Here is a 12,706-nt window from a genome sequence, read left to right as displayed (position 1 = left end):
ACGTAAAAAAAAAAGCAAAATAAATGTATGAAGCCATTTATAGGGATTTTTCCTACTAGAATCCCACTTGAGTTAATCGCTAAAAGAGAGTTTTCTATGAAAAATCAAAATTTTATAAAGTCATCTTTCTGCTTTCCATGGAGCCGTATGTGTGTAGAAGTTGCTAAAGATGATGATCATATTCTGGTAAGAGACAGTAAAAACCCGTCTTGCAAGCCTTTATCTTTTACTGAAAGAGAATGGCTGGCCTTTATAAAAGGCGCAAAAAATAATGAGTTCGACTTTTAAAAAAGGCTCCTGAAAAGCTTCTCAATCATGTTCCCCGAAAAACCAAAAAACAGACAGTCTTTCTCGTTGTTTCTCATCGGTTTGGCTTTTCACAAAAGATCATGGGCAGCTTCCTGGATTATCAACTTCACAATCTGACAGAGCCTAAAGAAGCAGTCTTAGAAGTCTGCCCGTAGCGAGGACTGCGAAAAATGGAGGATAAAAAGTCGCTTTTGTGAGGAGAATAGCGGGACTATTTGACGAACAAAAACGGCTTTTTAGACCCATTTCTCGTAGCCGCAGTAGGAGCATGACGTTTAAGACTGCTTCTAACTCATCACCTGATCAAGCTGACCTATGATATCCAATAAAACGGTGGAATGAACACCATCCACCGCAAAGGCCTCTTCAGCATAAGGTTTCATATTGGCTCCAACCGGCAACTCTGCTCCCTGGTCGATTATGGCCCGCACCCGCGGAATAAAAATCCACTGCAGCCACTGACTCAGACGCAGGGTATTCATACAAAAAGGCGTTGTGCTGGCCAGTGCTTCTGGCGAAGGTGGCAAACCCTCCCACAGCGCCAATTTCTTTAGCTCTTGCTCCATGGCATTGAGCAGATTAAGTACATCATGGGTCATTGAGTAGGGTTAACCATCAAGCAACGAAAAAAGAAGACTATAACAGACTACTGCCACCATGACAGCAGTCTTCTATTGAGTGAGTGAGACATTCACAACTGCTGTAGAAACTTATTTATATCCCGTTTCATCCGTTTGTCCGGAGCCAGACTCAAGGCTCTTGAGGCTAGCTGCCGCGCCTGATCCGGTTGCCCCTGCTGTTTGCGTAACAGGGCCATGCGATAGTACACCACCGGCGCTGTAGGACTGATCCGCATGGCACGCACAAGCCAGCCATCAGCTGCTGCCAGGTCACCTTTAGCTTGTGCTTTCTGAGCCTGATTCAGCAAGACCCCAACAGCTGAATCAGGCGCGCCGCCATTGGACAAGGCCGCCTCAGGTTTGAGTGTGGTTGTCGTCGTACAACCGGCAAGCAGCAGCGCAAGCACCATTGCTACATAACGAAAAACAACCATAATACGCGTCCTTTACTCAAACCAGGATTTAATTTTATCCATAACAGATGTCCCTTTCCCAAATGCGCAGCCCTCGGTTGCTTTCGGTGCCGATCCTTTGATATAAGGAAACCGTACGGCATTTTCACAGTAGCGGTATGTTTTCACGTTCTTTTCGGGTTTTACCCACTCAAGCTCAATATGCTCGGTAGGTACCGAATGGACAGACGTTAAGGGCACCGATGCCATAAAGTGCCGCCATACCGACAATGCTCCTGTGCTGCCATAGAAATGGGTTGGCGAATTATCATCATAACCTACCCAGCTGACGGCCATCAAATTACCGGAATACCCGGCAAACCAGCTGTCCCTCTGGTCATTGGATGTACCACTTTTGCCACCTAAGGCAATATCAGGATCAATGGACTGATAAGCCCGACGGCCCGTACCTTCGAGCATGTTGAGTCCCAAGACAAATCGTAGTAGCTCCATGCTGTCAGCATCCACTGTTCTCTCCACTGTCAGGCCATAACGCTTTAACGGTTTACTGTGGGCGTCAAGTACAGCATCGATAGCACGCAGGGGCATCCTGAAGCCACCACTGGCAATGGTTTGATACATATTCGCCATGTCCAGCGGTGACAGTGAGGCCGCTCCCAGTAATACAGACGGATAGGTCGGCAACGATTTTTTGATACCCAGTGCTTTAACAGTATTGAGGACATTATCAACACCAAGATCCATACCGATGTTCACTGTGGCCAGATTATAGGATTTCACCAGAGCCTGATACAGAGGAACAATTCCGTGAGTGATGCCGTCGTCGTTTTTAGGCTCCCAGAAACCGCCTGTACCCTCTTTGATCTTGACAGCCTCATCATTAACTAACGTGGTCAGCGTATAACGATCAGGGTTTTGCAGCGCTGTTAAATAGATCGCTGGTTTTAACAGTGAACCCACTGAGCGATAAGCGTCAATGGCACGGTTAAAACCATCATACCCCGAGTTTCTGTCACCCACCAATGCCAGCACATCACCAGTTTGGGCGTTAGTGACAACCAATGCACTTTGCAGTGCCTTTTCTTTGGTATTATCCAGAGAGTCAAGGGTTTTTGTGACACTTCTCTGTGCCGCCCTCTGAATGATGGGGTCCAGATTAGAGAAAATCCGCAACCCTTCAGAGGTTAAATCCTCCTCTTTATAATCTTCACGTAACTGCTGCTTTACCAAATCAATATAAGCCGGAAATTCGCTTGTCCTGAGCTGCTCCCGACTCACCACCTCCAAAGGTAGCTCTTTAGAGCGCTCAACTTCATCTGCTGGTGCAAGCCCTTGCTCAGCAAGTAAATCCAGAACCAGGTTCCTGCGCTCCAGCGCTCGCTCAGGGTGACGCCTCGGATCATAAAAAGAAGGCCCCTTGACCAGCGCAACCAACAATGCTGTTTTAGCCAGATTCAGCTCCTGAAGGGGCTGCGCGAAATAAAACTGGCTCGCCAGTCCAAAGCCATGCACGGCACGCCTTCCCTGTTGTCCCAGATAGACTTCATTCAAATATGTCTCAAGAATCTCGGCTTTGCTGTAATGCCACTCAAGCAATAACGCCATAATGGCCTCTTTGCCTTTGCGCGCCAGTGTCTGTTCATTGTTCAGGAAAAAGTTTTTTACCAACTGCTGCGTTAACGTACTGCCACCTTGCACAATACCGCCTGCCACTACATTCGTGAACATGGCTCGGGCAATAGCCTTGGGAGAGACGCCAAAGTGGTGGTAGAAATCCCGGTCTTCAACCGCAATCAAAGCCGGTACAAGGTACTGGGGAGCCTGCTCTGTACGAATCAATAAACGATCTTCGTAGCTTGCCGGATAAATCCCGCCGATCAATTGCGGATCAAGTCGTAGCAGAGGAAGAGACGAGCCGTTTTTACCATTTAGTGAAATCACTTTATTATGAGAAAAACGCACCTGCCCATAGGTAGAAGGCTCAACACCATCTGCAAACTGAAAACCCCGGCTGTAGATAGTGAAGTTATTACCTGAGCGAAAAAACGTTCCTGGTCGTTTAACAGTTTGAACAGCCTGATAACCCTGTTGTTTCAGCTGATGCTCAAGCGCATTGGGAGACAATACCTTTCCTTCATAAAGCTCCAACGCTCTGGCATAAACCTTGGCCGGAATCGCCCATTTTTTTCCTTCAAATTGCCGGGTGACAATACCGTTTAAGTGCCAGGCCAGTCCCCCCATAAACACAACAATGATAAGGCTGAACAACATGAATACTCTTCCCCAGCGTACTTTTCTCTTTTTTCCAGGAGGCTGGTTTGGAGGCTGAGAATGATCGCCGGTGTCGAGAGTATCTGTTACTTGTGGAGTTTCTGCCATAAATCTGCTTATGCGCTGTGCATTTCCTGTTTATACGGTTAGATACAGTTAGAATTGTGAGCTTTAATAATAAACGTAATGGCGTGCTTTTGTGATAAAAAAATGATTCTGCTGACATTCACTGGCTTATCAAAGAAAAACCCACTTAACGCTCAGCAACCTGAGTTCAACATAAGAAAGCAACGTTTTGTAGTACGGTGCCATTTATAAAAACTGTGGAGTGGCTCCATGCTAACCCGGATATTTCATAAACATGCTCCTGGCCTTGCTTGCTCCTTGCGGCTCTGAGGGAGTTTTGCTCAGTCAACCGTAATCCCCGGTACGGCGCTCCTTCGCAAAATCCCTTAGAGCCGCAAGGTTCTGCGCAATTCTCAGGGCAGTTTATGAAATATCCGAGCTAACAGCAGTATTTTGTGATATTGACGACGTCTGTCAGCATTTTGAAACGCAGGTCTTCTATGATTTTTTTTGTAACCCTGGGAGCCTGTCCGACTTATGCTTTCGAGCATAAAATTCAGTAGGGCGAGTCAGAATTTTCGATCAATTTGCGCGAATAGTTGATCTGTTTAAGCAAATTGATCGGAAATTCTGGCCGCACTTTCTCGCATTTTCTCGCATTTTCTCGCATTTTCTCGCATTTTCTCGCATTTTCTGGATTTTAGGCCGAAATTGTCTTAAGTCCGACAGGCTCCTGGCTATTATAGTCGTCTAACCATGATAATGAGACATCCAAAAGTAGTGCTTCAGATCCCGCTGGAACACTGAAGGAACCGATCCTTAATGGCATACAGGGCACTGGGGATCTTTTGAAAGCCGAAGTTTCTGCCACTCCATTGTCATTGCGTCAAACAACAGTAAATGACCGCTCACGCCCTGATCTATACCCACCAATAACTTAATGGCCTCTACAGCCTGCAAAGTACCAATTGTGCCTACAACCGGACCTAAAATACCCGACTCATGGCAACTTGTTTGATCAGCCCTGTCTTCACTGTATAAACAACGGTAGCAGGGGCCTCCTCGCTGTCGGTAATCATACACTGATAACTGCCCACTCATTTTTATTGCCGCACCATTGACCAATGGAACGGAAGCGCCTAAACAGGCGTCACTGATCGCAAATCGGCTGGAAAAACTATCCGTTGCCCCCAAAACAACAGTGGCACCGGAAATGACTTCTGCTAGCTGTTTTTCATCCAAACGTGCCTGAAGGGTATCAATCTGAATATCTGGATTCATTGCCCGCAACCGCCGGGCAGCACACGCAACTTTAGGCTTTCCGATATCTTGCTGGGTATAGAGTATTTGTCGCTGAAGGTTTGATAATTCAACCACGTCAGGATCAGCCAGTGTCAAGCGCCCCACGCCTGCTGCTGCAAGATACTGCGCTGCCGGCGTGCCCAGCCCACCCATTCCAAAAATAACAGCATGGGCCGTCAACAAACAATCTTGCCCAACCAGGTCAATGCCTGAGAGCATAATCTGCCGACTATACCTCAATAACTGGTCATCACTCAACATACTGACAAGTAAGTCCTATCCTTAATTCCATTTGGGTGAAACAATTCGTTCAGCCATCTTCAGGATTCAGCCAGGTTGCTAAAAAGGCGCGAAGCCAGCCGAACATCCACAATGTGGCGACTATACCTGTACTCAATTGACATCCTCCCCGACGTGAACGACGGGGGTTCCTGCTACCAGACGGCAATGCCCCGCCGCAGCGTATCCCTTACCAGTAGCGGTATACGCCTTATTCGACAATCTGCTCTACCTTTCGGACTGTTGAGATACACGGGCAAAAAGCGGAGGTATTTTACTTTTCCTGTCAGGTAGCGTAATCGTTGGAAACGCCTGACAGACAGAGAATACAACAAATGGCTTGCTTTGCAAGCCTCGCCTACATCTCCGCACAGAGAGGCTGTCGCGAAACGCTGAAATACACCCCGCACCGTCATCCTGTACAATTGCCTACCCCCAGATTCTATTGACAGAAGAACCTGACCAGACAGGGTATTTCTTACTATTCCTTCCCACGTTAAACGAACCAGCCCAGGTTACGCACAGTGTTGGTTTTCAACTACCACTGATTGAAATGGACCACAAAAATCGGACAGTGGTGGCAAAACGTATCCTGATGGAGCCCTTTCTCCAGACGCAATAGCCACTGCAGTCAAAATAGAAGGTATCCACTGAAAAACAAAGCATCTATACTGGTCATGGGTATAATTCCTCCTTGCTTGTTTTCTGACAATATTCCTTTTCTCTATGGCAAGTATGTCGTTCTTGACATAAACCCATCGTTTCATCCTTTTTATAAAATGACACTTCAGATCTAAAAAAGCATAAAAAAATACTACAAATTGAAAGTTACTACGAAAACTGTACGGTTTAAAAGTAACGTCTATTATTAAATAAACACCGCTTCCTTCGTTTAGAAATATAAACCTTAGTTCTAATTACCGGGGTTGAATTAGGTATCTGTATGTCTAGTGAGCTAATAGAATTAAAAAATCTGGGTAAAACATCTGTTCAATGGTTAAATGCTATCGGTATCAAGACGCTTGATCAATTAAGGAAAACAGGCTCTGTTGAAACCTACTGCAGAGTCCGTGACAGGGGGTTCAAAGTTTCTAAAGTCCTTCTCTATGCCCTCGAAGGTGCTTTAAATAATGCACATTGGAGTGAACTAACAAAAGAACAAAAGCACCGTTTATTACAAGCAGTCAATGCGAGGTCTGGCCTCCAATAAATAATCCATTAATACCCATTGGCTTTTAATGGATTGTGGGGAGCAGGCACTCATTTGATTTTCACCGCTATGAGTAAGCCTGCCTTTTGATGTAAAGAGCTTGACTATAAAACTATAAGATCTTCCTGATAACGCCAGGTGTTACGGGCGCATACGTGAACGCCATTGATCTGACGACATCGTCTGTCCAAAGTGAACAAAATGAAAAAGTAGCGACATTACTCCTTATTACGCTCTTCATTTTTGTTCAACTGATTGGTTTCCATGAAAAATCACTTTCTTTATCCGCAGTACAGATAATCTCCGTTTTTGTTTTGTGGGTATTAGCAATATCGATTATCATCTTATACCAGTTCAGGCAACCATAGCTTGTATCTTTTGATGTCAAAACAACACTTTTAGTCGGAGATATTAGTCGCCCGCCTTCCTTACTCTTAATGTCAAAACGAAGACAAAACCTGTCAACTATCTCCATATTTTTTACAGTAGCTTCTCCTTTTTCTGTTCGGCATCTTAAGGTGACCGGAGTGGGCGGAACAGTAGCAGTCATCCTGATTTTAACTGTCTCAGGGTTAAACGTATAATGGGAAGTGTTTCCAGCGTAACTCGTACTGGCAGCTAACAAAAAAAGTAAAGATGAAGAAACTAAGCTTAATGTTGTCATGATAACTCCAACGGTAATCACTCAAACTCAAACACATCCACAGCAATTATTGCCGAAAGTGTGACGTAACAGTACACTGTCAGCAGTTTCCGCAGAACTGATTAAAACATAACAAGAGCTGTCGTTTGAACCCTTGTTGCTACAATCATGGACTATACGGTAGAATTTCAACACTCTAGTAACAACATCGTAACAACAGCTGAAAAACTGCTCAACACAGCTTCTGAATCTGAACAAGCGGCTAAAATTCCAGACTTTCGCAAGAAAAGTCAGCATAACATTATCACAATTTCACCATTCATGATGCAGTGATAAGTACTTTTGCAGTGATGCGCCTGAAATACCCTCACTACTATCCTTTGACCGAGATTGCGCCAATAAGCCAGACAGGCTGATGTCGAAACGCACTGTTTCAGAAAATTCTTTATCCGCCTGATTGCCTTTGCGCAAGGATCTGGTCCCGAGCGAGAAAGAACGTCTGTCATTTATTATTATTGAACCCCGATGATTTTGCGCTAGTTTTAAAAGAATACAGTCTTGAAATTCGCTCCCCTGCCTTGCTGTAAACGGGTGGATTTTCATTCATTCACAGCTTCACCTGTTTGACAAAACGGCGATGGCATACCATGGAACTTTTGAATTTCAAAAACCTGCCCATTAAGCGCAAATTGCGCTACGCAATGCTCATTACTGCCTACACTGTATTACTCGTTACTCTGTCTATTCAAACAATTAATGACCTCCTCAATGCACGGACTGAATTGGTCAGAGACCTTGAGTCGTTGACAGAAATTACCAGCTCCAACGCGGAGGCATCATTAATGTTTGACGACAGTCATTCTGCCGAGCGCCTGCTAAACGCCTTCTCAACGACCCCCCATATACAATCAGCACAACTATTTACCAGCACCGGTCAACCCCTGGCAATTTATCATCGGCCTCAGAGTAAACTCGAGCGTTTCAGCCAGGGGGCACTTGAGTTACCGGTAACGAATTTCAGTAATAACCGGCTGCATCTCTATCGTCCCATACACGTAGATGGTCAGTTTCTTGGCGGTATTTATATACAGTCAGACCTTTCTCTCCTTTATCAGGAATTGTTTAAAAATCTTCTTGTTGCATTGATGGCAGCGCTGGCTTCAGTCATCGCAGCATCAATTCTCACCTCCCGTCTTCAAAGGCTGCTTGCTCGCCCTGTCACCGAGCTTGCAGCGGTAATCAGCGACATTACTGACAACGAGCAATTTGACCGAAAAGTCCACACCGATAACAACGACGAAATTGGGCAACTCTATCAATGCTTTAATAACATGCTCCATCAAATTACCGAGCGGGATTTGCGGCTTCAACACCACCGCGAAGAGTTAGAAACTGCTGTTGCAAACCGAACCCGCGAACTTGATACAAAAAACTCCCAGTTAAAAGACAGTGTTGAAGAAATGAACAGAGCCAAAGACGTCGCTATTGAAGCGGCAAAAGCAAAAGGTATGTTCCTTGCCAACATGAGTCATGAAATCAGAACACCGATGAATGGCGTACTTGGAATGCTTGAGCTGCTGCAAGACACCCCGTTGAATAAAGAACAAAGTGACTTTTTGAATACTGCCCACGCTTCTGCCGATACGCTGCTTCATATTATCAATGACATCCTCGACTTCTCCAAAATTGAAGCGGGGAAAATGCCTATAGAATGCATTGATATGGACCCCGGAGCACTCACAGAAGACGTCTGCGCCCTGTTAATTGCCACTGTGCGGGAAAAACAGCTTGAACTAAACTGCTACACCGACACTCAACTCCCCAAAAAACTGCAAGGAGACCCCCTTCGCTTACGACAGGTACTCACTAACTTATTAAGCAATGCGGTCAAATTTACTGAGCGGGGGAGTATCACTGTCCGTACCAGCCTGGTGGCACACCAGAAAAAAACTGTCATCGTGCGTTTCTCTGTTGAAGATACCGGTATTGGCATCCCCCCCGAAGCACAAAAGAAACTGTTCTCCTCATTTACTCAAGCTGACGGTAGCACTACCCGGAAATTTGGGGGCACGGGCCTGGGGCTGACCATTTCCCGTCAGTTAGTCAACTTGATGGGGGGAGATATCAGCGTAAGCTCCGAACAGGGCAAAGGCTCCCTGTTCTCATTTGAGATAGCCATGCAACCATCGACCCAGTCAATGGCGTTACCCGACCAGGAATCCTGCCAGACATTAACAGGCGTAAAAGCACTGATCGTTGATGACAATGCAACAAATCGTGAAATTTTACGGCATTACCTGCGCGCGTGGGAGATGCCCTATGAAGAAGCCAACAATGGCAGACAAGCGTTGGCAAAACTCCGCGAAGCGGCCAGCGATGCCCCCTTTGCCGTGGTCTTTTTGGATATGCATATGCCCGACATGGACGGTGTTGAATTATCAACAATCATCAAAAACGATGAAAGGATCAATGACAACAAGCGGATAATGCTAAGCTCAGTCGGCCTCATCTCAACCACAGAACAAAAACAGGCAGGCATACACGCTTGCCTGAGCAAACCCTACCGACAGTCACAACTGCTCGATATTACCTTGGCAGCCATGCGGGGAGAGGGCAAAACAGAGGCGGCCGCCACCGCCGCGGCACACACGGTGATACGCCATGATGCTCAGCTACTTTTGGTTGAAGACAATACAATCAATCAGAAAGTCGCTGTCAGTATGCTGAACAAACTGGGTTTTCACCATATTGATATAGCCGATGATGGTGCCATTGCTGTGCGTATGTCGGAAAAAAAACAGTATGACCTTATCTTCATGGATTGCCAAATGCCCAACATGAGTGGGTATGATGCCACAAAACACATCCGGAAACGGGAAACCAGTCAACACCAGCCAAGGGTGCCCATTGTTGCGATGACGGCCAATGCCATGGTTGGTGACAGGGAAAAATGTTTAACCTCAGGCATGGATGACTACCTCTCCAAGCCCATCAAGCTGGACTTGTTGAAAAACCGGTTGGAATACTGGCTGGATTCACCGTCCCACCCTCAGGCAAGTAACACAAAGCATCTTGAAGACCCTCAGACATCAGCGCCACCTGCTGAAGTGATTAAGATAGAAACCCTTACTATGCTTGAGGAGCTAATGGAAGAGGAGTTCTATGGTCTGCTGCAAAGCTATATTGAGGATGCCCACCAGCTCATGGCGGATATTGAATCGTCCCTGCGACAAACAGATATAAAGCTACTCACCAGGGCCTCACACACACTCAAATCAAGTAGTCAGAATATTGGCGCCATCCCTTTGGGGGAGATCGCGGGAGCCATTGAAAAAGCGAGCCTTGACAATAATCTTGACAGTGCCGCCACCCTTATTGATAGCCTGAAGTCAACGGCTGCTGATACGATGAAAGCCCTTCTTCACTACAAACAATCAAAGGAATGATTATGAGCCTGGTACAACGCATCAAGTTTAAACTCTTTCGGTTATTCCTCAATGAGTCGATTTTAGGAGGGCTTACTGTACTGCTCCCCCTTGCCATTATGCTGTTCTTTTTTGGCTGGCTCATCCAAACCATCGGAGAGTGGATCAGCCCTTTGGCTCACTTGTTTGATGGCTATGGTATTCCGATTTTTGTGTCAGATATCGTTGTTATTCTCCTTATTATTGTTTCCTGCTCTGTTGTCGGCCACTTTGTTCGAACCCGGTTTGGTAGCTGGCTCTATAAAACATTGGAAACCCGCCTTCTAAAAGCCCTGCCTGGCTACCGCTCACTGAAAGAGATCGTAGAGATGATACTGAGAAAAGATGCCGCTCCATTTAAAGGCGAAGTGGCACGTGTATGGCTTTATGGAAAGGCAACCCCCACATGGACCATTGCCCTCATTACCAGCAGGCATGTCGATGGAAGCTATACCGCGTTCGTTCCAACAGCACCGAGCCCTGCCTCCGGGGTTATTTATCATCTGCCAAGCGACCAGGTTGAACTCCTACCCGGGATTTCCATGGATCAGGCTTTCAAGGTTATTGTTGCCTGTGGCGCGGGATCATCCAGTTTATTTGAAAACAGCGCACCCTCAACGATTTCATCCACTTCATGAATTCCACTTGAGAAGCGCCTGTTATCAGGGCAATCTATCGCTTTATTGCCCAATTGCTTCATAGGGAGACCCAGCTTGACCTTTCGGCTATATAAGAACACGTTTAAGATCACCTCGCCTCTTTCCGGCTTATCACTGAAATTTCAATTGATGATTTTATATGGCGCGCTTATCGTATCAGTCACGGCGTTTAGCTCCTGGTTAGTTTCATCACAGACCCAGGCTGCCAACACACAGCAAATACAAAATATTGGCACACTGCTCAGTGAGCAAACAGCAAAAGCAGCAGCCAACATGCTGATGACCGGGGACCGGCTCAGCCTGAGCATCCTCCTGAACAACCTCGTACAAAGCCCCTATATAAACCAGGCATCAATTTATAGTATTGATAACCAACGTATCGGACACGCCAAAAATACGGCAGTACCTCTTTCACACGCCACACAAATCACGCCTGCACCTATTCACTCTCAGGATGTTATCGCAGGCTATGTTCACTTATCCCTCAATGACGCTTTGTTAAAGCAAAGCGCAAGGGGAGTGATTCACACGATCTTTGCGATTAACGCCCTGTTACTTGTCATCGGGCTTGCGCTGGTTTATCTCTTTGGCGATAAAATCACCAGACAACTCCAGTTAATTGAGCGACAACTGCGCTCTGTACTGACACAACAACCCGGCTATATTAAACCAAAAGGCGAGGTGGCCCGTATTGCTGCCTTGTTAGAGCACCAACTGACAGAGAAAAATAAAGAATCTGCTGCCGAGACATCAGAATTAACAGAGAGCGAAATATCCGCTATTGTGGCTATACGCCCTAAAAATATGAGCCGACTACAACAAATACTGGCACCGCAGGACTTAATCCTGATCGTCGAGCAGAATGCTCTGATGGTTGAAGAAGCCGCCAGACGTTATAATGGGACTGTCAGCTACTCACCAGAGGGCAACTGTTATATTCGTTTTTCAACTTCAACTTTCTCAACCATGGACGGCCATGACTTTGCGCTTAATGCCTTACATTGCAGCTTGCTGATTCAGGCAAACTCCCACGATACGGTAAACCACAACGTGGCAACATTACAAATAGGTCTGGGACTTTGTATCAGTGATACCAGCCCAGAATACCCCGAAAGCAAACATCCGGCCCTTGAAGACAGCGCCGCCAGCCAGGCTTTAATGCTCGCCAGCTTGCCTGGTACTGATGGTCTGCATTTACTACGCGAACAGCTTAGCTGGTTTCCTCCCGAAAGTATCGAGATTGATGTCTGTGGCCATGGTGATGATATTGTTCTGGCCGTTTCATCACTTTCCCTTGATAGCACGATAAAACATCAGACAGAGTAATTCTGACAGCCTGATCACCCTCGAGCTGAACCACACCATAAAATGGCTGCTAACCCGGATATTTCATAAACCGCCCTGAGAATTGCGCGGAACCTTGCGGCTCTAAGGGATTTTGCGAAGGAGCGCCGTACCGGGGAGTACGGT

Annotated in this window: 11 protein-coding genes; 5 read left to right on the top strand and 6 right to left on the bottom strand. The window is 46.3% G+C overall.

Features of this window, described 5'->3' with window-relative positions; translation table 11 throughout:
• The first annotated feature begins 27 nt into the window (after window positions 1–27).
• Window positions 28–288, top strand: coding sequence for a DUF397 domain-containing protein (locus V4C51_RS15225; RefSeq protein WP_330927034.1), 261 nt, complete (start codon window positions 28–30; stop codon window positions 286–288).
• A 308-nt stretch (window positions 289–596) separates the two neighbouring features.
• Here V4C51_RS15225 and V4C51_RS15220 read toward each other — a convergent pair whose 3' ends face one another.
• The 4 genes from V4C51_RS15220 to V4C51_RS15205 all read right to left on the bottom strand — a co-directional run bounded on the left by V4C51_RS15220 (window position 597) and on the right by V4C51_RS15205 (window position 5,242).
• A complete protein-coding gene (locus V4C51_RS15220; RefSeq protein WP_330927033.1) occupies window positions 597–908 on the bottom strand; it encodes a YqcC family protein in 312 nt (103 codons plus the stop codon).
• A gap of 92 nt (window positions 909–1,000) precedes the next feature.
• Complete coding sequence (locus V4C51_RS15215; RefSeq protein ID WP_330927032.1) at window positions 1,001–1,363, bottom strand: tetratricopeptide repeat protein; 363 nt, start codon at window positions 1,361–1,363, stop codon at window positions 1,001–1,003.
• Between the two features lie 12 nt (window positions 1,364–1,375).
• Window positions 1,376–3,613 carry a penicillin-binding protein 1B gene (gene mrcB, locus V4C51_RS15210; protein ID WP_330927031.1) on the bottom strand — a complete coding sequence of 746 codons (2,238 nt, stop codon included), beginning with the start codon at window positions 3,611–3,613 and terminating at the stop codon, window positions 1,376–1,378.
• 885 nt (window positions 3,614–4,498) lie between these two features.
• Window positions 4,499–5,242 (bottom strand): HesA/MoeB/ThiF family protein, encoded by a 744-nt coding sequence (locus V4C51_RS15205; protein WP_330927030.1) that lies wholly within the window; start codon window positions 5,240–5,242, stop codon window positions 4,499–4,501.
• A gap of 961 nt (window positions 5,243–6,203) precedes the next feature.
• Between V4C51_RS15205 and V4C51_RS15200 the strand changes: the two genes are divergently transcribed.
• A complete protein-coding gene (locus V4C51_RS15200; protein WP_330927029.1) occupies window positions 6,204–6,470 on the top strand; it encodes a TfoX/Sxy family protein in 267 nt (88 codons plus the stop codon).
• A gap of 247 nt (window positions 6,471–6,717) precedes the next feature.
• Here V4C51_RS15200 and V4C51_RS15195 read toward each other — a convergent pair whose 3' ends face one another.
• On the bottom strand, window positions 6,718–7,134 hold the full coding sequence (locus V4C51_RS15195) for a hypothetical protein (protein ID WP_330927028.1): 417 nt from the start codon (window positions 7,132–7,134) through the stop codon (window positions 6,718–6,720).
• Window positions 7,135–7,425: 291 nt separating this feature from the next.
• Window positions 7,426–7,716: a hypothetical protein gene (locus tag V4C51_RS15190; protein ID WP_330927027.1), complete on the bottom strand. Its 291-nt coding sequence runs from the start codon at window positions 7,714–7,716 to the stop codon at window positions 7,426–7,428.
• Between the two features lie 44 nt (window positions 7,717–7,760).
• On the opposite strand from V4C51_RS15190, the gene V4C51_RS15185 reads away from it, so the two are divergent.
• The 3 genes from V4C51_RS15185 to V4C51_RS15175 all read left to right on the top strand — a co-directional run bounded on the left by V4C51_RS15185 (window position 7,761) and on the right by V4C51_RS15175 (window position 12,562).
• Window positions 7,761–10,559 carry a hybrid sensor histidine kinase/response regulator gene (locus tag V4C51_RS15185; RefSeq protein WP_330927026.1) on the top strand — a complete coding sequence of 933 codons (2,799 nt, stop codon included), beginning with the start codon at window positions 7,761–7,763 and terminating at the stop codon, window positions 10,557–10,559.
• Window positions 10,560–10,561: 2 nt separating this feature from the next.
• Window positions 10,562–11,215, top strand: coding sequence for a DUF502 domain-containing protein (locus V4C51_RS15180; protein ID WP_330927025.1), 654 nt, complete (start codon window positions 10,562–10,564; stop codon window positions 11,213–11,215).
• Window positions 11,216–11,290: 75 nt separating this feature from the next.
• Window positions 11,291–12,562, top strand: coding sequence for an AhpA/YtjB family protein (locus V4C51_RS15175; RefSeq protein ID WP_330927024.1), 1,272 nt, complete (start codon window positions 11,291–11,293; stop codon window positions 12,560–12,562).
• Window positions 12,563–12,706 lie beyond the last annotated feature (144 nt).

This window comes from Candidatus Sororendozoicomonas aggregata (assembly GCF_031528575.1).
In the GTDB taxonomy this organism is placed as follows: Bacteria; Pseudomonadota; Gammaproteobacteria; order Pseudomonadales; family Endozoicomonadaceae; genus Endonucleibacter; species Endonucleibacter aggregata.
The sequence above is the reverse complement of the archived record's forward strand: the minus strand, read 5'-3'. Positions and strand labels throughout refer to the sequence as shown.

Coding starts and splice junctions, on each gene's coding strand:
- V4C51_RS15225 (WP_330927034.1), top strand. CDS start 28: ATGAAGCCATTTATAGGGATTTTTCCTACTAGAATCCCACTTGAGTTA.
- V4C51_RS15220 (WP_330927033.1), bottom strand. CDS start 908: ATGACCCATGATGTACTTAATCTGCTCAATGCCATGGAGCAAGAGCTA.
- V4C51_RS15215 (WP_330927032.1), bottom strand. CDS start 1,363: ATGGTTGTTTTTCGTTATGTAGCAATGGTGCTTGCGCTGCTGCTTGCC.
- mrcB (WP_330927031.1), bottom strand. CDS start 3,613: ATGTTGTTCAGCCTTATCATTGTTGTGTTTATGGGGGGACTGGCCTGG.
- V4C51_RS15205 (WP_330927030.1), bottom strand. CDS start 5,242: ATGTTGAGTGATGACCAGTTATTGAGGTATAGTCGGCAGATTATGCTC.
- V4C51_RS15200 (WP_330927029.1), top strand. CDS start 6,204: ATGTCTAGTGAGCTAATAGAATTAAAAAATCTGGGTAAAACATCTGTT.
- V4C51_RS15195 (WP_330927028.1), bottom strand. CDS start 7,134: ATGACAACATTAAGCTTAGTTTCTTCATCTTTACTTTTTTTGTTAGCT.
- V4C51_RS15190 (WP_330927027.1), bottom strand. CDS start 7,716: ATGAAAATCCACCCGTTTACAGCAAGGCAGGGGAGCGAATTTCAAGAC.
- V4C51_RS15185 (WP_330927026.1), top strand. CDS start 7,761: ATGGAACTTTTGAATTTCAAAAACCTGCCCATTAAGCGCAAATTGCGC.
- V4C51_RS15180 (WP_330927025.1), top strand. CDS start 10,562: ATGAGCCTGGTACAACGCATCAAGTTTAAACTCTTTCGGTTATTCCTC.